This window comes from Duganella sp. S19_KUP01_CR8 (genome assembly GCF_036688705.1).
Taxonomy (GTDB): Bacteria; Pseudomonadota; Gammaproteobacteria; order Burkholderiales; family Burkholderiaceae_D; genus Rugamonas.
In genome coordinates this window covers 116,044-134,028 of sequence record NZ_JAQQPR010000017.1, presented here as the reverse complement: position 1 = coordinate 134,028, position 17,985 = coordinate 116,044, and the positions used below count along the sequence as shown (strand labels likewise).

The 17,985-nt window shown below is 62.6% G+C and carries 20 protein-coding genes; 6 read left to right on the top strand and 14 right to left on the bottom strand.

Features of this window, described 5'->3' with window-relative positions:
- The first annotated feature begins 46 nt into the window (after positions 1 to 46).
- The 4 genes from V6M89_RS18350 to V6M89_RS18335 all read left to right on the top strand — a co-directional run bounded on the left by V6M89_RS18350 (position 47) and on the right by V6M89_RS18335 (position 4,294).
- Positions 47 to 757, top strand: a complete 711-nt coding sequence (locus V6M89_RS18350; RefSeq protein WP_332854508.1) for a PEP-CTERM sorting domain-containing protein — start codon at positions 47 to 49, stop codon at positions 755 to 757.
- A 144-nt stretch (positions 758 to 901) separates the two neighbouring features.
- The gene (locus tag V6M89_RS18345) at positions 902 to 2,674 is read left to right on the top strand and encodes an Ig-like domain-containing protein (protein WP_332854507.1); all 1,773 of its coding nucleotides are present in this window, start codon (positions 902 to 904) and stop codon (positions 2,672 to 2,674) included.
- Positions 2,675 to 2,699: 25 nt separating this feature from the next.
- Complete coding sequence (locus V6M89_RS18340; protein WP_332854506.1) at positions 2,700 to 3,848, top strand: OmpA family protein; 1,149 nt, start codon at positions 2,700 to 2,702, stop codon at positions 3,846 to 3,848.
- Between the two features lie 77 nt (positions 3,849 to 3,925).
- Positions 3,926 to 4,294: a YbaN family protein gene (locus V6M89_RS18335; protein ID WP_332854505.1), complete on the top strand. Its 369-nt coding sequence runs from the start codon at positions 3,926 to 3,928 to the stop codon at positions 4,292 to 4,294.
- Here V6M89_RS18335 and V6M89_RS18330 read toward each other — a convergent pair whose 3' ends face one another.
- The 12 genes from V6M89_RS18330 to tyrS all read right to left on the bottom strand — a co-directional run bounded on the left by V6M89_RS18330 (position 4,295) and on the right by tyrS (position 14,269).
- Entirely contained in the window at positions 4,295 to 4,759 is a 465-nt protein-coding gene (locus V6M89_RS18330) for a YaiI/YqxD family protein (RefSeq protein ID WP_332854504.1), read from the bottom strand.
- The gene (gene ruvB, locus V6M89_RS18325; RefSeq protein ID WP_116992322.1) at positions 4,759 to 5,814 is read right to left on the bottom strand and encodes a Holliday junction branch migration DNA helicase RuvB; all 1,056 of its coding nucleotides are present in this window, start codon (positions 5,812 to 5,814) and stop codon (positions 4,759 to 4,761) included. The genes V6M89_RS18330 and ruvB overlap by 1 nt, the downstream gene beginning before the upstream one ends.
- Positions 5,815 to 5,996: 182 nt before the next feature.
- Positions 5,997 to 6,710 carry a hypothetical protein gene (locus V6M89_RS18320; protein ID WP_332854503.1) on the bottom strand — a complete coding sequence of 238 codons (714 nt, stop codon included), beginning with the start codon at positions 6,708 to 6,710 and terminating at the stop codon, positions 5,997 to 5,999.
- A 69-nt stretch (positions 6,711 to 6,779) separates the two neighbouring features.
- Positions 6,780 to 7,358, bottom strand: coding sequence for a Holliday junction branch migration protein RuvA (gene ruvA, locus V6M89_RS18315; RefSeq protein ID WP_116992320.1), 579 nt, complete (start codon positions 7,356 to 7,358; stop codon positions 6,780 to 6,782).
- A 27-nt stretch (positions 7,359 to 7,385) separates the two neighbouring features.
- Entirely contained in the window at positions 7,386 to 7,946 is a 561-nt protein-coding gene (gene ruvC, locus V6M89_RS18310; RefSeq protein WP_332854502.1) for a crossover junction endodeoxyribonuclease RuvC, read from the bottom strand.
- A 91-nt stretch (positions 7,947 to 8,037) separates the two neighbouring features.
- Positions 8,038 to 9,624 (bottom strand): bifunctional phosphoribosylaminoimidazolecarboxamide formyltransferase/IMP cyclohydrolase, encoded by a 1,587-nt coding sequence (purH, locus tag V6M89_RS18305; RefSeq protein ID WP_332854501.1) that lies wholly within the window; start codon positions 9,622 to 9,624, stop codon positions 8,038 to 8,040.
- 107 nt (positions 9,625 to 9,731) lie between these two features.
- The gene (locus V6M89_RS18300) at positions 9,732 to 9,965 is read right to left on the bottom strand and encodes a helix-turn-helix domain-containing protein (RefSeq protein ID WP_008445162.1); all 234 of its coding nucleotides are present in this window, start codon (positions 9,963 to 9,965) and stop codon (positions 9,732 to 9,734) included.
- A gap of 106 nt (positions 9,966 to 10,071) precedes the next feature.
- Entirely contained in the window at positions 10,072 to 11,088 is a 1,017-nt protein-coding gene (gene dusB / locus V6M89_RS18295) for a tRNA dihydrouridine synthase DusB (protein ID WP_332854500.1), read from the bottom strand.
- 146 nt (positions 11,089 to 11,234) lie between these two features.
- Positions 11,235 to 11,885 (bottom strand): histidine phosphatase family protein, encoded by a 651-nt coding sequence (locus tag V6M89_RS18290; protein ID WP_332854499.1) that lies wholly within the window; start codon positions 11,883 to 11,885, stop codon positions 11,235 to 11,237.
- Positions 11,882 to 12,550 (bottom strand): YbhB/YbcL family Raf kinase inhibitor-like protein, encoded by a 669-nt coding sequence (locus V6M89_RS18285; protein ID WP_332854498.1) that lies wholly within the window; start codon positions 12,548 to 12,550, stop codon positions 11,882 to 11,884. Before V6M89_RS18285 ends, V6M89_RS18290 begins: the two co-directional genes overlap by 4 nt.
- A gap of 22 nt (positions 12,551 to 12,572) precedes the next feature.
- Positions 12,573 to 13,019, bottom strand: a complete 447-nt coding sequence (gene dtd, locus V6M89_RS18280; RefSeq protein ID WP_332854497.1) for a D-aminoacyl-tRNA deacylase — start codon at positions 13,017 to 13,019, stop codon at positions 12,573 to 12,575.
- Positions 13,016 to 14,269, bottom strand: coding sequence for a tyrosine--tRNA ligase (gene tyrS, locus V6M89_RS18275; protein WP_116992313.1), 1,254 nt, complete (start codon positions 14,267 to 14,269; stop codon positions 13,016 to 13,018). The genes dtd and tyrS overlap by 4 nt, the downstream gene beginning before the upstream one ends.
- Positions 14,270 to 14,427: 158 nt before the next feature.
- Here tyrS and V6M89_RS18270 point away from each other — a divergent pair, with 158 nt between their 5' ends.
- On the top strand, positions 14,428 to 15,810 hold the full coding sequence (locus V6M89_RS18270) for a M23 family metallopeptidase (protein WP_332854496.1): 1,383 nt from the start codon (positions 14,428 to 14,430) through the stop codon (positions 15,808 to 15,810).
- A gap of 140 nt (positions 15,811 to 15,950) precedes the next feature.
- Complete coding sequence (locus tag V6M89_RS18265; protein WP_332854495.1) at positions 15,951 to 17,045, top strand: anhydro-N-acetylmuramic acid kinase; 1,095 nt, start codon at positions 15,951 to 15,953, stop codon at positions 17,043 to 17,045.
- A gap of 129 nt (positions 17,046 to 17,174) precedes the next feature.
- Here V6M89_RS18265 and erpA read toward each other — a convergent pair whose 3' ends face one another.
- Complete coding sequence (gene erpA, locus V6M89_RS18260; protein WP_008445143.1) at positions 17,175 to 17,537, bottom strand: iron-sulfur cluster insertion protein ErpA; 363 nt, start codon at positions 17,535 to 17,537, stop codon at positions 17,175 to 17,177.
- 51 nt (positions 17,538 to 17,588) lie between these two features.
- Positions 17,589 to 17,960: a bactofilin family protein gene (locus V6M89_RS18255; protein WP_332854494.1), complete on the bottom strand. Its 372-nt coding sequence runs from the start codon at positions 17,958 to 17,960 to the stop codon at positions 17,589 to 17,591.
- Positions 17,961 to 17,985: the final 25 nt, after the last annotated feature.

Below are 17,985 nucleotides of genomic sequence, written 5' to 3'. Positions count from 1 at the left end.
ATACATTAAAGTAGATAATTAACCATTGTTAATTTTAGTTATTCATATGAAACGAACCCTCCTGGCACTGCTCGCCGTTGTTACGCTCAACGGCAGCGCCCAAGCGACCACTTATACATTCGAGTACACCGCGGTTGTGAATCACATTACCCTCACCCCAATTCCATGGAACGTTCCTACCGATGTCGCGTCAACATCATTGGACGGTGGCGTTGTTTCACTTGGAGACGTCGTCAAGGGTGTACTCGTTTACGATTCCGATATGACCATAACGGCGACAGAATCGTTTGAGACGGACGCATTCCACAAAGCCACGTTCGTTCACTACAACGCCGACCACATGCAACTGTCAGGCAAATTCGAGGCCGCCAACGTTGGCTTCGCAGTCGAGCAGCACCTCGCTTCCTATGGTGGGCAAGTCAGCTACCCACACGACTGGACCGACGCACAGGACTACTTCTTTATTGGCGGCTCCTCGTCCACTGACAATAACCGCGTCATGGACTCCATGTCGATCACCTACTCCGATACCCATGCCAGGCTCGATCTTGCGCATGCTCCCGGCAGCGAAGCGACTAGTTTTAACAACAACCAATTTTCTTTTATGCGTAGCACTAACACAGGTTCTATCGGTATCACCTCGGACCTGACGTCCCTGCGTCTGATCTCCGCCGTCCCGGAGCCGGAAACCTACGCAATGCTGCTGGCCGGTCTGGCATTGCTCGCCTGGCGCCGCCGGACACGTAGCGACGTTTAATTTCCACAAAGTTTCCTAGTCTCAATGTGCTATGCGCGCCAGCGCACATACCGGCCCGGCCGGGCATGACATCGTGGACCACTTGCTTTTCGCATTCAGCGAAGGCTGCTAGTTGGTCCACTGTTTCAGCACAAAGGAAACATCATGAAATTCCTGCAAAGATCTACCCAGACCCTAATCTGTTCCGTCGGCCTGCTTGCCGCCGCCCTGCTGGCAGGATGCGGCGGCGGCGACCAGGGGCGCGATCCCATCCTCGGCCTGCCGGCCGCCACGCTGGTGTCGCTGGCGGTGACGCCGCAGGCGCCGAGCATCGCGCTCGGCACGACCCAGCAGTTCAGCGCCAGCGCGACCTATAGCGACGGTTCCACCCAGGCCGTCACCGCCGCCTGGAGCTCCGCCACGCCGGCCGTCGCCAGCGTCGCCGCCACCACCGGCCTGGCCACCAGCGCCAGCGTCGGCAGTTCAGTCATCAGCGCCGCCTTCAACGGCAAGACCGCCTCGGCCACGCTGACCGTCACCCCGGCCGTGCTGCTGTCGATCGCCGTCACGCCACAAAACCCGACCGTGCAGATTGCCGCCAGCCGCCAACTGACCGTGCTCGGCACCTATTCCGACGCCACCACCAAAGACCTGACCGGCAGTTCGACCTTCGTGTCGGCAACGCCTGCCAGCGCCACCGTCAACAGCGGCGGCCTGGTCACCGGCGCCGCCCTCGGCACCTCGGTGGTCACCGCCACCAGCGCCGGCAAGAGCGCGGCCACCACCGTCACCGTGCCCGGCCTGACCCTGACCAGCATCGCCGTCACGCCGCAAGCGCCGACCGTGCAGACTGCCGCCACGCGCCAGCTGGCCGTCATCGGCACCTATTCGGACTCCTCCACCCAGGACCTGACCGTCGGCGCGACCTTCACCTCGGCCACGCCAGCCAGCGCCACCGTCAGCAGCGGCGGCCTGGTTACCGGCGCCGCATCGGGCAGTTCGGTCATCACCGCCAGCACCAACGGCAAGAGCGCGACCACCACCGTGACCGTGCCTGCCGTGACGCTGACCAGCCTCACCGTCACGCCACTGACCGCCAGCGTCTTGATCGGCGGACAGCAGCAATTCGTCGCCACCGCCACCTACTCCGATAGCAGCACCGCGTTGGTCACCAACAGCGCAGCCTGGAGCTCGAACAGCCCGTTGATCGCCACCGTGGCCGCCAATGGCGTCGCCACCGGCATCGCCGCCGGCAGCGCCACCATCACCGCCACCGTCGGCGCAAAATCGGCCAGCGCGACGCTGACCGTTGCATCCGTCATCGTGCTGCCACCGGTTGCCCAGCCAGTCCCGCTGGGCGGCGCCGCCAGCTTCGCGGTACTGGCCGGCACCTCGCTGACCAACAACGCCGGCGGTACCACGCTGATCACCGGTGACGTCGGTTCGCCGTCGCAAACCACCGATCCGACGCTGGTGGCCGGGTTCACCAACTACAAATCCGGCGCCATCCTGGCCGGCGCCCTGGCTGACCTGCAAACCGCGATCAGCAACGCCAACGGCCGCACTTGCGACGTCAGCTTTGCCGGCGACATCGACCTCGGCGGCCAAACCTTCGCGCCAGGCGTCTACTGCTACTCGGGCGCCATCAACATCACCGGCACCCTGACGCTGAGCGGTCCCGGCGTGTACATCTTCCGCACCGCGCTGACGCTGAACTCGACCGCCAATTCGATCGTCGCCCTGAGCAACGGCGCCACCGCGGGCAATGTCAGCTGGGTACCGGTCGGCCCGACCACGCTGGGCGCCAACAGCGTCTTCAAAGGCACCATCCTCGGCCAGTCGGCTGCGATCACGGTGGGCGACAACACCACGCTGCTCAATGGCCGCGTGCTGACCGCCGCCGCCGTCACGCTGCGCAACAACCAGATCGCCAAATAAACGCTCACCTCTCAGGGACCACATCATGACCATTGCAAAAAAAATCGGAACACTGAGCGCGCTCGCCTGCGCCATGCTCGCCATGCAGGTAGCGCAAGCGGAAGAACCCTTCGTCAACCCGGACTGGGCCAACAGCGCCTGGTACCTGGGCGCCGGCGTCGGCCGCTCGCGCGCCAACATCGACCAGCAGCGTCTGACCAACAGCCTGCAGGCGAACGGCGCCAGCGTCACCGCCTTCAACACGGACGAACGCGACACCGGCTACAAGCTGTTTGTCGGCAAGCAGCTGAACCGCTACCTGGCTGTGGAGCTGGGCTACTTCGACCTGGGTAAGTTCGGCTTCAACGCCACCACCTCCGGCAACGGCACGCTCAACGGCCAGGCCGGCTTCCGCGGCGCCAACCTGGACTTGCTGGCGCAACTGCCCCTGACCGAGCGGCTGTCGCTGCTGGGCCGGGTCGGCGCCAACTACGCCAAGACCAGCACGCATTTCAGCGGCAACCGCCTGGCGGCGGTCACCGGCCCCGATCATAGCGAACACAAGTTCAACCCCAAGGCCGGCCTCGGCCTGGAGTACAAGCTGAGCGAAGCGTTGGCGCTGCGCGGTGAAGTGGAACGCTACCGCCTCAACGACGCCGTCGGCAATCGCGGCAACGTCGACCTGCTGTCGGTCAGCCTGGTCTACAAGCTGGGCCGTCCGGCGCAGAGCGCGCCGGTGTATGTGCCGCCGCCGGCCGCCGAAACGACGCCAGCGCCGACGCCTGTAGTAACACCGCCACCACCACCGCCGCCGAAAGCGCCGCAGCCGACTTCGGAGAAAGTCTCGTTCGCCGCCGAAGCGCTGTTTGATTTCGACAAGTCGGCCGTCAAGCCGGACGGCAAGGCCGCGCTGGACGACCTGCTGCTCAAGCTGCAAGGCATGGACACCGAGGTGATGGTCACCGTCGGCCACACCGACTCGGTGGGCGCCAGCGACTACAACCAGAAGCTGTCGCTGCGCCGCGCCGAAGCGGTCAAGGCCTACCTGGTGAGCAAGGGCGTGGACGCCTCGCGCATCTACACCGAGGGCAAGGGCGAGACCCAGCCGCTGGCCGACAACCGCACGGCCGAAGGCCGCGCCAAGAACCGCCGCGTGACGGTCGAAGTGGTCGGTACCCGTACCGTCACGAAGTAAGCCAGGGCGGGACGCCCCTACTATCCACGCTGCGGCAGAGCATGGATAATGGGGCGCTCCCCCACCAGGCTGATTGAATGAAAATATTTTTGAACCTGGTCGGCTGCCTGGCCGTCGCGCTGGGCATACTCGGCATCTTTTTGCCGCTGCTGCCGACCACACCCTTCCTGCTGCTGGCCTCGGCCTGCTTCGCGCGCGGCTCGACGCGCCTGCACCACTGGTTGCAAACCAACCCCATCTTCGGCAAATACCTGCGCGACTACGAGAACGGCAAGGGCATCCCCTTGCGCGGCAAGATCTGGGTGCTGATCTTCATGTGGTCGTCGCTGGCTTACTCGATGTGGCGGGTGGACAAGCCCGGCTTGCAGATCATGCTGCTGCTCATCGGCGGCTGCGTGTCCGTCTACCTGATCCGCTTCGTGCCCACCATGCGCATTCCCAAATAATCAGGTCCCGCGCGACTCGCGCTGGACCTTGCTGATGTGCCGGTCCAGGCTGTTGGCGAAGTTCTGCCGGTCGCCCTGGTTGAACGCGGCCGGGCCGCCGGTGTCGACACCGCTGCCGCGCAGCTCGTCCATGAAGGCGCGCATGGTCAGCATCTGCGCGATGTTATCGTTGGTGTAGAACTCGCCGCGCGGGTTGAGCGCGTAGCCGCCCTTCTTCAGCACGTCCGACGCCAGCGGGATATCGCCGGTGACGACCAGGTCGCCGGGCGCCAGCAGGCGCACGATTTCCTGGTCGGCCACGTCGGCGCCGGACGGCACTTGCACCGAACGGATATGGCGCGATGGCGGCACCCGCAGCAGCTGGTTGGCCACCAGCGTGACCTGCAGCGGCACGCGGTCGGCCACGCGGTAGAGGATGTCCTTGATGACCGCAGGACAGGCGTCGGCGTCGACCCAGATCTGCATCACAGATCCCACAATTCGCCGTTGGGATTGGTGCGCGGCGGCGTGACGCCGAAGTGCTTGTAGGCGGCCGGCGTGGCCACGCGGCCGCGCGGCGTGCGTTGCAGGAAGCCTTGCTGGATCAGGTAGGGTTCCAGCACGTCTTCGATGGTATCGGCCGCTTCGCCGATGGCCGCCGCCAGGTTGCCGATGCCGACCGGGCCGCCGCCGAACTTGTACAGCACCGCTTCGAGCAGCTTGCGGTCCATGACGTCGAAGCCGACGGTGTCGACGTCGAGCATGACCAGCGCGGCGTCGGCGGTGGCCTTGGTGATGTCGCCGTTGCTCTTGACTTCGGCATAGTCGCGCACGCGGCGCAGCAGGCGGTTGGCGATACGCGGCGTGCCGCGCGCGCGGCGGGCGATTTCCACCGCGCCGTCCGGGGCGATGTTGGCCTTCAACAGCGCGGCGCTGCGGGTGACGATCTTGGTCAGTTCCTCGGTGTTGTAGAACTCCAGCCGGGCGACGATGCCGAAGCGGTCGCGCAGCGGATTGGTCAGCATGCCGGCGCGGGTGGTGGCGCCGACCAAGGTGAACGGCTGCAGGTCCAGCTTGACGGAGCGCGCGGCCGGGCCTTCGCCGATCATGATGTCGATCTGGTAGTCTTCCAGCGCCGGGTACAGGATCTCCTCGACCACCGGCGACAAGCGGTGGATTTCGTCGATGAACAGGACGTCGTTGGCTTCCAGGTTGGTCAGGATGGCGGCCAGGTCGCCCGGGCGCTCCAGCACCGGGCCGGAGGTCTGGCGCAGGTTGACGCCCATCTCGCGGGCGATGATGTTGGCCAAGGTGGTCTTGCCCAAGCCGGGCGGGCCGAACAGCAACGTGTGGTCGAGCGCTTCCTTGCGGTTACGGGCGGCGGCGATGAAGATTTCCAGCTGGTCGCGGATCTTGGACTGGCCGACGTATTCATCGAGATGCTTGGGGCGCAAAGCGCGCTCGATCGCCTCCTCATTCGGCGACGATGGCGCCGCGTCGATGATGCGTTGTTCGGTGAAGCTGTCGGTCTGGATGCTCATCAATACTCAATCAAGTGTTCTTGTCATTCAACTAGGGTGGCGCGGTGTTTAATATCCGGCGCACGTAGTCCCCTATCATTTCGTTCCCGGCAAGAAGCTGCTCCTGCTCCGATTGGCTCAGCATACGGACTTTCCCCCTCAACTCAGGCAGGCTATCCAACTGCACAACCAAAGGCTCAACTTTACCCTCCTCGACCAACTTCTTCCAAGCGTTCAATGACTCTTTCGCTTGTTGCAGTCTGGATGAGATATCGCCCTTCGGAAGCGGTGAGACAGTCGAACCCGAAGCCAAAACGCTGTCTCCACCAGAATTCGATTGTTCCATGTTTCCTCCTCAACTCAACGAGCTGACTACCAGTTAGCGTCAACCTTGCCGAATGTGCCTTTCCGGTTAGAACACTCGCACCCAGGACTTGGCTGCCCTGGCCTAGAATATGGCCTCGCAGATTGGCCAATGTTCCACCTTGACCGACAAAATCATCGATTAATACATAGTGTAGGCCAGATTCTACGCAGCCCTTGAAAATCGGCTGACGCGCCAACCGAACAAACCCGCTCGCACCGGTATGGCCAACCACGTTCGCCTGAAAGACACGGTCCTCTACATCCCATTTCAACAGGTGGCCAAGTACTTCAGCCATCGTTCTGGGAATCGAGTTCATACCTGCGGATTCTTCTGCCTGCACGGGAAGAAGGACCGGAGCATGCGGACCGAACTCCCTATCCATGCGATTTACTGTCTCGTGCGAAAACGAGTCCAATACAAGGTTGACCGACGCGGTAACGTCGCCCTCCTTGGCCTGCTGATAGCCGACATGGTGTTTGACGTATTGTTCTGATGCCTGGATCAAAACGTCGGGGAAATCACCCCACGGAAAACGTGTTGGCTGGTCCATGATCGGCGCCTCCGCCTAAGCTCGATGGTCGAGCTTAGGCGGAGGCGCCTGCGATTCGATTGAGGCGTGTCAGCCTTTGGACAGCGCCTTCAGTGCCTGCTTGATGCCGTCCGAGACGCCGCTGCCGGCGGGAACGGTCTTCAGTGCCAGCAAGGCTTCCTTGTCGGAGTAGCCCAGCGCCAGCAGCGCGTTCAGGATGTCGGATTGCGAGTCCGGCACGGCGTGCGCGCCGCCGGCGCCGAGGTCCGCGCCCAGCTTGCCCTTCAGTTCCAGCAGCAAGCGCTCTGCCGTCTTCTTGCCGATGCCGGGCACCTTGATCAGGCGGCCCGACTCCTGCAACGTCACCGCCTGCGCCAGGTCGGCGATCGACATGCCGGACAAAATCGACAGCGCTGTGCGCGCGCCGACGCCGGTGATCTTGATCAGCTGACGGAACACCGCGCGCTCCTCGGCATTACCGAAGCCGAACAGCAGATGCGCATCCTCGCGGATCGCCTGGTGCGTGAACAGCACCACTTTCTCGCCCACGCCGGGCAGGTTGTAGAAGGTGCTCATCGGCACATCGACTTCGTAGCCGACACCGCCGCAGTCAACCAGCAGTTGCGGCGGATTTTTTTCAAGCAGAATACCGGAGAGACGACCGATCATCGTGTGATTGCCTTTAAAGAGGGAGGTTTAGCCGACCAGGCGGCCGTTTTTCATGCGCAGGCCGGCCAGCGGGCCACGCGCGGCCGTGGTCGTGCCTTTGCCGGCGCCGGCGATCAGGGTCAGCGTTTCGCGGCTGTGGGCGTGGCAGATGGCGACGCCGAGCGCATCGGCGGCATCGCTGCCGGGCAGGCCAGGCAGCGACAGCAGCCGCGCCACCATGTCCTGCACCTGCGCCTTGACCGCGCGGCCGGTCCCCACCACCGCCTGCTTGACCTGCGTCGGCGAATACTCGGCCACGCTCAGGTCGGCCGACACCAGCGCGCAAATAGCCGCGCCGCGCGCCTGGCCCAGCAGCAAAGTCGATTGCGGATTGACGTTGACGAACACCTGCTCGATGGCGGCGTAGTCGGGTTGGTAGGTGCGGGCCACCTCGGCCACGCCGTCCAGGATCACCTTGAGGCGGGTGGGCAGATCCCCCTCGCCACTCTTGATAGTGCCGGAAGCGATGTAGCGCAGCTTGGCGCCCTGCTTGTGGATAACGCCAAAGCCGGTCGTGCGCAAGCCGGGGTCGATGCCGAGAATAATCATTCCCGGATTGTAACCGGGAACATTGAATGCTGTATATAAAAACAGTGCGGCGGATCCACAGATCCGCCGCACTGTGCAAGCTACTTAGGTCTTAATGGCGGAAGTGACGGGTGCCGGTGTACAGCATGACGACGCCGCGCTCGTCGGCGGCGTCGATCACTTCCTGGTCGCGCATCGAGCCGCCCGGATGGATCACGCAGGTCGCGCCGGCATCAACCACCACGTCCAGGCCGTCACGGAACGGGAAGAAGGCATCCGACGCCACGACCGAACCGGTCAGCGACAGGCCGGCGTTCTGCGCCTTGATCGAAGCGATGCGGGCCGAGTCGATACGGCTCATCTGGCCGGCGCCCACGCCCAAGGTCATGTTGTTACCGCAGAAGACGATGGCGTTGGACTTGACGTACTTGGCCACGCGCCAGGCAAACATCAGGTCCTGCAACTGCTGCGGCGTAGGCTGCAGCTTGCTGACCACTTTCAGGTCGCCGATCAGCACGTTCTTCGAATCGGCCGACTGCACCAGCAGGCCGCCGCCGACGCGCTTGAAGTCCATCGCGTTGACGCCGTTACCCAATGGGATTTCCAGCAGACGCACGTTCTGCTTGGCCGACAGGATCTGCTTGGCTTCAGCGGTGAAGGTCGGCGCGATCAGCACTTCGACGAACAGCTTGGCCAGCTCGGTGGCGGCAGCGGCGTCCACTTCGACGTTGAAGGCGATGATGCCGCCGAACGCCGAGGTCGGATCGGTCTGCAGCGCGCGCTTGTAGGCGTCGACAGCATTGGCGCCCAGCGCCACGCCGCAAGGATTGGCGTGCTTGACGATCACGCAGGCTGCGCTCTGGTCGAAGCTGCCCATGCTCTTCACGCATTCCCATGCGGCGTCCGCATCGGCGATGTTGTTGAACGACAGTTCCTTGCCCTGCAGCTGGCGATAGTTGGCCAGCGCGCCTTCGGTCGAGGTGACGTCGCGGTAGAACGCGGCCGACTGGTGCGGGTTTTCGCCGTAGCGCATGTCCTGCACCTTTTCAAACGCCACGTTCAGCGTCTTCGGATAGGTGTTGCGGCTGGCGTGGGCGCGGCTGGCGTCCAGGCTGGTCAGGTAGTTGGCGATGGCGCCGTCGTACTGCGCGGTGTGCGCGTAGACCTTGGTGGCCAGCGTGAAGCGGGTGTCGTAGCTGACGTAGCCGGGAGCGTTGTCGCTGGCCTTCATTTCAGCCAGCACCACGCCGTAGTCGGCCGGATCGCAGATGACGACCACGTCCTTGTGGTTCTTGGCGGACGAGCGCAGCATGGCCGGGCCGCCGATGTCGATGTTCTCGATCGCATCTTCCAGCGTGCAGCTGTCCTTGGCCACGGTGGCCTGGAACGGGTACAGGTTGACCACCACCATGTCGATGGTCGGAATGTCGTGCTCTGCCAGCTTGGCCATGTGCTCTGGGAAGTCGCGACGGGCCAGGATGCCGCCGTGTACTTTCGGGTGCAGCGTCTTGACGCGGCCATCGAGCATCTCCGGGAAGCCGGTGTAGTCGGCCACTTCGGTCACGGCCACGCCGTTGTCGGCCAGCAGTTTGGCGGTGCCGCCGGTCGACAGGATGTTGACGCCCATGGCGGACAGCGCGCGGGCGAAGTCCAGCACACCGGTTTTGTCGGAGACGGAGATGAGAGCTTGTTTAATCATGGCTTGAGAGGGGGCTAGTGGTTGAATATGAGGTAAAACGTATTCGGTATTGCGGGTGCGGCAACAGCGGCCGTCCCCAGCCACTCATGCCGGAAAAACGCGCGCTGTTACAGCAGGCCGTGTTCTTGCAGTTTTTTGCGCAAGGTATTGCGGTTGATGCCCAGCATCTGCGCGGCATGCGACTGGTTGCCGTCGGCGCGCGTCATGACCACTTCCAGGATCGGTTTTTCCACGGTCAGCACGACCATGTCGTAGATATTCGATGCCTGCTGCTCGCCCAGGTCGTTGAAGTAATCTTCAAGGCTTTTCTGGACTACTTCCTGGATACTTTCTTTGCTCATTTTATATCGTTCGCTTTTAATCTGTTGACGCTGGTAAATCGCTGCGGGGCTTATGACCCTGGCGCCTACCCTTCTGATCCGACTTTTTTAGGCTCTCTACGCCGTCTTACGCTGCTGCTAATTCTTCAGGGAGGCGGTATTGTAACCGCTCGCCGTAACTCCACTGGGATTCGAAAAATTGATCAACGGCAATCAGTTGTTCTTCGGTGGATTCCAGCAGGTTCATTTTCTGCCGGAACTCCTCGCCGCCTTGCAGGTCGCGCACATACCAGCCTATGTGTTTGCGCGCGGTGCGCACGCCCAGGAATTCGCCGTAGAAGGCATAGTGGGCGCGCAGGTGTTCATCCATCAGGGCGCGCACTTCGTCCACATACGGCGCCGGCAGATGGGTGCCGGTGCGCAGGTAATGGTCGATCTCGCGGAAGATCCACGGACGGCCCTGGGCGGCGCGGCCGACCATGACGGCGTCGGCGCCGGTGTAGTCGAGCACGAACTTGGCCTTCTCCGGCGTGGTGATGTCGCCGTTGGCCACCACTGGAATGGCAACCGAGCGCTTGACCGCCGCGATGGTGTCGTACTCGGCGTCGCCGGTATAGCCGTCGGCGCGGGTGCGGCCATGCAGGGTCAGCATGGCGATGCCGGCGTCCTCGGCGATGCGCGCGATGTTCAGCGCGTTCTTATTGGCGCGATTCCAGCCGGTGCGGAACTTCAGCGTGACGGGCACGTCGACCGCGCCGACCACGGCGTCGAGGATTTGCTTGACCAGCAACTCGTCCTGCAACAGCGCCGAACCGCACCAGGCGTTGCAGACTTTCTTGACCGGGCAACCCATGTTGATGTCGATGATCTGGGCGCCGCGCTCGACATTGAAGCGGGCGCAATCGGCCAGGTCCTTGGGATCGGCGCCGGCGATCTGCACCGCTTTCGGCTCCATCTCGCCGGTGTGGTCGGTACGGCGCGAGCTTTTTTCGGTCGCCCACAAGCGCGGATTCGAGGCCGCCATTTCGGACACCGCATAGCCGGCTCCGAGCTGTTTGCACAGCTGGCGGAAGGGGCGATCGGTGACGCCGGCCATGGGGGCGACGAAAACGTTGTTGCGCAGTAAATGAGGGCCGATTTGCACTGGCGATACCTGAACGGGAAGAAGGAACCCTCTATTTTAACCGAAGGGCTGCTCAATTAATAAGCACTATTTTTTATGTATTCGGCAAATGTGCAGCCTTGCCGTTATGAACGAACATTTCCATGCATAAACTATAAGCACGGTCGTCAGATAATATCGTCCATCGCGGCCAGGCTCAGGTGATCGACTTCGCCCCAGCTGGTGAGCGCCAACTTACCGTCGGTCCAAGTAAAACGGTTGATGCTGGCGTTCTTGACCTGGAAATCGCGCGGGCTGTCGAGCGACATGCCGACCGCTTCCCGGTAGGCGCACTCCAGCACGCCGCCGTGGGCGACGATGGCGATGGTGCGGCCGGGATGGCGTTGCGCCCACTCGCCGATGCCGTCGGTGGCGCGCTGGTAGAACTGGCGGAAGCTTTCCGCTTCCCGCTCGCCGGCCGGCATGACGGCGTCGATATCGCGCGCCTGCCACAGCGCGTACTCGGCCGGGTATTGCTGCTCGATCTCGCTGTACAGCATGCCTTCGAATACGCCGTAGCAGCGTTCGCGCAACTGGTCGTCGGTTTGCACCTCCAGGCCGTCGTACTGGTCGGCCACGGCTTGCGCCGTCTGCATCGCGCGCTGCAGGTCGCTGGAGACCAGCACGTCGACCTGCTCGGCGGCCAAGGCCTGCGCCAGCGCGTTGGCCTGGCGGGCGCCCTCGTCATTCAACGGGATGTCGGTGTGGCCTTGCAGGCGGCGCACGGCGTTCCAGGAAGTCTCGCCGTGGCGGATCAGCAAAATAGTGGTGTTCTTCATACAATCTTTTTTCTGGACCGGCGCGCCTGGGCGGCCAGGACCGGGTTCAGGGTGTACGTGCCGATCAATTGGGCTTCATCGATGATGTGGCCGTGCAGGGCGTTGAGCAGGTCGGCGCAGCTGAAGCGCCCTTCCAGTTCCAGACGCGGGGTATCCAGCGCATAGAGTCGGAAAATATAGTGGTGCAGGCGCTCATCGTTAAACGGCGGACAGGGGCCATCATACCCGTAATAGTCGCCGGCCATTGCCGGGTCGGCCGAAAACCAGCCGCTGTAGTCGTTGATGCCCTGGCGCAGCGTCAGGCCGTCCAGCGCCACGTCCGGGCCGGGCTTGCCGTGCGCGGTCACGCCGCGCGCCAGCGCGCCTGCCGCGATCGCTTGCAGGCTGACCGGGATGTCGACCAGGCTCCAGTGGAAGAAGTCGCCGCGCGGCTGGCTGTCCGGCAGCGAACTGCCGGCGCGGTTGACGTTGCTGGCGTCCTGCGGCGCGTCGCCGTCGATGCACAGCAGCGCCAGCGACTCGGTGCCGGCCGGCACATCGCGCCATGCCAGGTGGGGATTGCGGTTGGCGGACAGGACGACTTGCCCGTCCGCGTCCAGCTTGCCAAACGCGCAGTCTGCCGGAATGACGCCGCCATCGCGAAAGCTGTCGCTCGAAAGTTTCATGCTCGTCTCCCAACCGCCTGTTTTATTTTGCGTTTGTTTGCAGCCAGAACGTCACCGGACCGTCATTGGTCAGCGTGACCTTCATGTCCGCGCCAAACTGGCCGGTTTCCACTACTTTATGCTTTTGGCGCGCCTGCTCGACAAAATAATTGAACAGGCGCAGGCCGTCGGCCGGCGCCGCGGCCGGCGTGAACGAGGGCCGCGTGCCGGATTTCGTGTCGGCCGCCAGCGTGAACTGCGGCACCAGCAACAGGCCGCCCGCCACGTCGGTGACGCTGCGGTTCATCTTACCGGCGTCGTCGGCGAACACCCGGTAGCCCAGCAATTTGGTCAGCAGCGCATCGGCTTCCTTCTCGGTGTCGCCGCGCTCGGCGCACACCAGCACCATCAGGCCGGCGTCGATGGCGCCGACGGTGGCGCCGTCGACCACCACGCTGGCGCCGCTGACGCGTTGCAGCAGCCCTATCATGCCGTCAGCGTGACGCGCGCGAACTTGCGCTTGCCCACTTGCAGCACGAAGGTGCCGGCCTCGATCTTGACCGTTTTGTCGCTGACGACGGTGCCGTCGATGCGCACGCCGCCCTGCTCGATCATGCGGCCCGCTTCCGACACCGAGGCGCACAGATTGGCCGATTTCAGCAACTGCTGGATGCCGGCCGGCGCGCCCGGCAGCGTGATTTCCGCCACGTCGTCCGGAATGCCGCCCTTGGAGCGGTTGACGAAGTCGTTCAGCGCTTCTTCCGCAGCCGCCTGCGAGTGGAAGCGGGCGACGATTTCCTGCGCCAGCGCCACTTTGGCGTCGCGCGGATTGGCGCCGCCGTCGACGGTGGCTTTCAGCGCGGCCAGGTCGGCGAGCGAGCGGAACGACAGCAGTTCGTAATATTTCCACATCATCACGTCGGAAATACTCATGATCTTGGCGAACATGGTGTTGGCCGGTTCGGTGATGCCGATGTAGTTGTTCTTCGACTTGGACATCTTGTCGACGCCGTCCAGGCCTTCCAACAGCGGCATCGTCAAAATGCACTGCGGTTCCTGGTCGTAGTCCTTCTGCAGCTCGCGGCCAACAAGCAAGTTAAATTTCTGGTCTGTTCCACCTAGCTCAAGGTCTGCCTTCAAAGCGACCGAATCGTAGCCTTGCATCAATGGATAGAGGAACTCATGGACAGCGATCGGGGTCCCACTCTTGAAGCGCTTGCTGAAATCGTCACGCTCCATCATGCGGGCCACGGTGTAGTGCGAGGCCAGCTTGATCAGGCCGCGCGCGCCCAGCGGATCGCACCATTCGGAGTTGTAGCGGATTTCGGTCTTGGCCGGGTCCAGCACCAGCGAGGCCTGCTTGAAATAAGTCATGGCGTTTTGCTCGACCTGCTCGCGCGTCAGCGGCGGACGGGTGGCGTTGCGGCCGGACGGATCGCCGATCATCGACGTGAAATCGCCGATCAGGAAGATCACCTGATGGCCCAGGTCCTGCAGCTGGCGCATCTTGTTCAAAACAACGGTGTGGCCAAGGTGCAGGTCAGGTGCGGTAGGATCCAGGCCGAGCTTGATACGCAGCGGTACGCCGCTTTGTTCGGAGCGCGCCAGCTTTTGCGCGAACTCGCTTTCAATCAGCAACTCGTCGACACCGCGTTTGGTGATGGCGAGGGCCTCCAGAACGCTGTCGGTCAACGGCAGTACTTTAGAGGGGGCCGGCGATGTCGAAGAAGAGGTAGTCATAGTTTTTTTGCGGTATTTTTCAGAAAAAGGTAGGCAGCTTCAGGAGTTTGTTATAATCCTCGATCCATCAATCTTGCCGTACGAAAACGAACTTTAATAACAATTAGAAGAAATAAAACGTTCCTGAATAGTTCAAGCGGCAAATTTTAACTGATTGCATGAACCAAATACATAAATTCACGAGCTCACGCTTGTTCAGCCTGCTAGGTTCTACGCGCAAGGCGCGCATCATCAGCGCGTCTGCATTGTTTCTCGCAGTGTGTGCTTTTGGCGCCGCCGGCGTAGCTCCGCTCGCCCCCGACGCCTCCGACCTGCCGGTCAAATCGGTGCAGGAATCGGTCGCGCTGCCGGATCTCAGCTCGCAGATCTCCGCGCTGGAACAGCAATCCTCCAACGAACACTTCGTCCACGAAGAAAAAATCCGCGCCGGCGACACGCTGGCCGCGCTGCTGACCCGTCTGGGCATCGACGATGACGCGGCCGAGAACTTTATCAAAAAAGATAAGGTCGCGAAAGGCGTGATGCAGCTCAAGACCGGCAAGCGCGTACAGGCGCAGACCGACGACGAGGGCAATCTGCAATGGCTGCGCGCCGTGGTGGTGGATGGCAAGGACAATCCGGTCAAGAACATCAAGGTCACCCGCAAGGGCGACGGCTTTGTCGCGGAAGAAGAAGCGGCCAAGCTGGAACGCCGCGTGGAAATGCATGCGCGTACCATCAGCTCGACGCTGTATGCGGCTACCGATTCGAGCGAAGACGGCGCCAAGCTGCCGGACACCATCGTCAAGCAGATCGTCGAGATGTTCTCGACCAGCATCGACTTCCGCGGCGACCTGAAGCGCGGCGACCATTTTAATGTGGTCTACGAAACGTTCTGGCAGGATGGCGAGTTTGTGCGAGCGGGCCGTATCCTGGCCGGCGAGTTCACCAACAAGGGCACGACGTATCAGTCGGTCTGGTTCGAAGATCCACAAAGCAAGCAGGGCGGCGGTTACTACAGCTTCGACGGCAAAGCCCTCAAGAAAGCCTTCCTCAAATCCCCGGTTGAATTCTCCCGTATCTCTTCTGGCTTCGCGATGCGCGTGCATCCGATTTCCGGCCAGTGGAAAGCCCACAAAGGCATCGACTTCCCGGCACCGACCGGCACCCCTATCCGCGCATCGGGCGATGGCGTGATCGATTTCGCCGGCACCCAGAACGGCTACGGCAACTTCGTCATGATCAAGCACTGGGCCAACTACACCACGGCCTACGCCCACATGAGCCGCTTTGCGCCTGGCATCAAAAAAGGCAGCAAGGTCAGCCAAGGCGACGTGATCGGCTACGTCGGCACCACCGGCTGGTCGACCGGCGCGCACTTGCACTACGAATTCCGCGTCGGCGGCGAAGCCAAGGATCCGGGCACGATGAACGTGCAAGCCCAGGCGCCGCTGACGGCAGCCGAGATGTCCCGCTTCAAGTCCTACGCTTCCGACATGTCGCACCGCTTCGCGCTGCTGCAGCCGGGCGGCTCCGGCGGCACCCGCGTCGCGGCGAAGTAAGACTTCAATTTAGCTTCATCAAGACAGGTCGCGCCAGCGGCCTGTTTTTTTTATCAGCATGCGCCGTCCAGGCTGCTTCTTCTGTGCGACAGCGCACGCCGACTCAGGCAAAATACGTTTTTGTATTTCTGGATGCAGCTATGTCTCTGTATATCGGTTTGATGTCCGGCACCAGCCTGGACGGCGTGGACGGCGCGCTGGCGCGCTTCACCGGCGACGCCATCGACACGCTGGCGGCCGCCTACGTACCCTTCCCGCCCGCCCTGCGCGCCGACCTGATGGCCTTGCAGGCCGCCGGCCACAACGAGGTCGAACGCGAGGCGCTGGCCGCCAATCAACTGGCGCGTTTCTACGCCGAATGCGTGAAGGCGCTGCTGGACGACGCCTCGCTGCAGGCGCAGGACATCCGCGCGGTGGCGGTGCATGGCCAGACCATCCGCCATCGTCCCGAACTGGGCTTTACGCGCCAGACCAATAATCCCGCCCTGCTGGCCGAGCTGTGCGGCATCGACGTGATCGCCGATTTCCGCAGCCGCGACATCGCCGCCGGCGGCCAGGGCGCGCCGCTGGTGCCGGCCTTCCACCAGGCGCTGTTCGGCAAGCCCGGGCAGACGCGAGTGGTGGCCAACATCGGTGGCATCTCGAATATCAGCGTGCTGACGGATGGCAAGGTGATCGGCTTCGACACCGGGCCGGGCAATGTGCTGATGGATGCGTGGATCGCCCGCCACCAGGGCAAGGAATTCGACCAGGACGGCGCCTGGGCGGCCAGCGGCCAGGAAATCCCCGGCCTGCTGGCGAATATGCTGGCCGAGCCGTATTTCGCGCTGGCGGCACCCAAGAGCACCGGCCGCGACCTGTTCCACATCGATTGGCTGGACCGGCATCTGGCGGCGTACGCCGGCGCCAAGCCGGAAGACGTGCAACGCACGCTGACGCGCCTGACAGCCCTCACGCTGGCGCAGGCGATCCAGGCCTATGGTGCGGGTACGGACGCGGTCTACGTGTGCGGTGGCGGCGCCTACAACGGCTTGCTGATGGATGAACTGAGCGCGGCGCTGGGCCGGCAGGTGACGGTGGAGTCGACGCAGGCGCTGGGCGTGGCGCCGAATCGGGTCGAGGCGATGGCTTTCGCCTGGCTGGGCTACCGTTTCACCGAGCGGCTGGCGGGCAACCTGTCGAGCGTGACGGGCGCCAACGGAGATCGGGTCTTAGGCGCACTCTACCCGCGTTAACGTCATTCCCGCGCAGGCGGGAATCCATAGTCAGCAAGCTCAGCATGGATTCCCGCTTTCGCGGGAACGACAGGCAAACAAAAACGGCGGCACAACCGGAGTTGTCCGCCGTTTATGGAGCAACCCGGTTTAAACCGAGAACGACGAGCCGCAGCCGCAGGTCGAGGTAGCGGTTGGGTTCTTGATGACGAATTGCGCGCCTTCCAGGTCGTCCTTGTAGTCGATTTCCGCGCCGACCAGGTACTGGTAGCTCATCGAATCGATCAACAGCTGGACGCCGTTCTTGACCATGGTGGTGTCGTCTTCGTTGACGATTTCGTCAAACGTGAAGCCGTACTGGAAGCCGGAGCAGCCGCCACCCTGCACGAATACGCGCAGTTTCAGGTCTGGATTACCCTCTTCCTCGATCAGTTGGGCGACCTTTTCAGCCGCGCTATCGGTGAAGATAATAGGCGACGGGATTACATCTAGCGATTCGGCGACAGCATTCATTTCAGACTCCTACGTGAAAACATTTGATCCATTATAGACCGTTGGCGTAATTTATGCTCCAGAGACCGCCAAAAGCGGCCCCACGCCGGAGCTGTCGCGATGGGTCAATGTGCCCAACACCTGTGCGCCGCCGTGCATTTCCAAGACTTTGTAACTGACATCCCCAATGATACGGGCACTCGGCTGGATTTCAAGCAAATCCGCGCTGAAAACACAACCGTGAACCTCGCCATTGACCACCAGGTGGTCGCAGCGTATCTCGCCTTCCACACGAGCATGCTCGGCAATGACCAGATAACTGGGATGTCCTGCCTCCGCGACAATATTGCCGATGACCTCGCCATCAATGCGCAGACCGCCGCGAAACAGCAAATTACCTTGCACGCGGGTGGCGGCGCCGATCAGGCTATCCATATCGATCATGTGCGACTTTCTGCAAGCGGAGTGG

Coding starts and splice junctions, on each gene's coding strand:
- V6M89_RS18290 (WP_332854499.1), bottom strand. CDS start 11,885: ATGAAGAACACCACTATTTTGCTGATCCGCCACGGCGAGACTTCCTGG.
- V6M89_RS18340 (WP_332854506.1), top strand. CDS start 2,700: ATGACCATTGCAAAAAAAATCGGAACACTGAGCGCGCTCGCCTGCGCC.
- erpA (WP_008445143.1), bottom strand. CDS start 17,537: ATGAATGCTGTCGCCGAATCGCTAGATGTAATCCCGTCGCCTATTATC.
- V6M89_RS18320 (WP_332854503.1), bottom strand. CDS start 6,710: ATGGACCAGCCAACACGTTTTCCGTGGGGTGATTTCCCCGACGTTTTG.
- V6M89_RS18255 (WP_332854494.1), bottom strand. CDS start 17,960: ATGATCGATATGGATAGCCTGATCGGCGCCGCCACCCGCGTGCAAGGT.
- V6M89_RS18330 (WP_332854504.1), bottom strand. CDS start 4,759: ATGCAGATCTGGGTCGACGCCGACGCCTGTCCTGCGGTCATCAAGGAC.
- purH (WP_332854501.1), bottom strand. CDS start 9,624: ATGATTAAACAAGCTCTCATCTCCGTCTCCGACAAAACCGGTGTGCTG.
- V6M89_RS18300 (WP_008445162.1), bottom strand. CDS start 9,965: ATGAGCAAAGAAAGTATCCAGGAAGTAGTCCAGAAAAGCCTTGAAGAT.
- dtd (WP_332854497.1), bottom strand. CDS start 13,019: ATGATAGGGCTGCTGCAACGCGTCAGCGGCGCCAGCGTGGTGGTCGAC.
- ruvA (WP_116992320.1), bottom strand. CDS start 7,358: ATGATCGGTCGTCTCTCCGGTATTCTGCTTGAAAAAAATCCGCCGCAA.
- V6M89_RS18345 (WP_332854507.1), top strand. CDS start 902: ATGAAATTCCTGCAAAGATCTACCCAGACCCTAATCTGTTCCGTCGGC.
- V6M89_RS18350 (WP_332854508.1), top strand. CDS start 47: ATGAAACGAACCCTCCTGGCACTGCTCGCCGTTGTTACGCTCAACGGC.
- V6M89_RS18270 (WP_332854496.1), top strand. CDS start 14,428: ATGAACCAAATACATAAATTCACGAGCTCACGCTTGTTCAGCCTGCTA.
- V6M89_RS18335 (WP_332854505.1), top strand. CDS start 3,926: ATGAAAATATTTTTGAACCTGGTCGGCTGCCTGGCCGTCGCGCTGGGC.
- ruvC (WP_332854502.1), bottom strand. CDS start 7,946: ATGATTATTCTCGGCATCGACCCCGGCTTGCGCACGACCGGCTTTGGC.
- ruvB (WP_116992322.1), bottom strand. CDS start 5,814: ATGAGCATCCAGACCGACAGCTTCACCGAACAACGCATCATCGACGCG.
- V6M89_RS18285 (WP_332854498.1), bottom strand. CDS start 12,550: ATGAAACTTTCGAGCGACAGCTTTCGCGATGGCGGCGTCATTCCGGCA.
- V6M89_RS18265 (WP_332854495.1), top strand. CDS start 15,951: ATGTCTCTGTATATCGGTTTGATGTCCGGCACCAGCCTGGACGGCGTG.
- tyrS (WP_116992313.1), bottom strand. CDS start 14,269: ATGACTACCTCTTCTTCGACATCGCCGGCCCCCTCTAAAGTACTGCCG.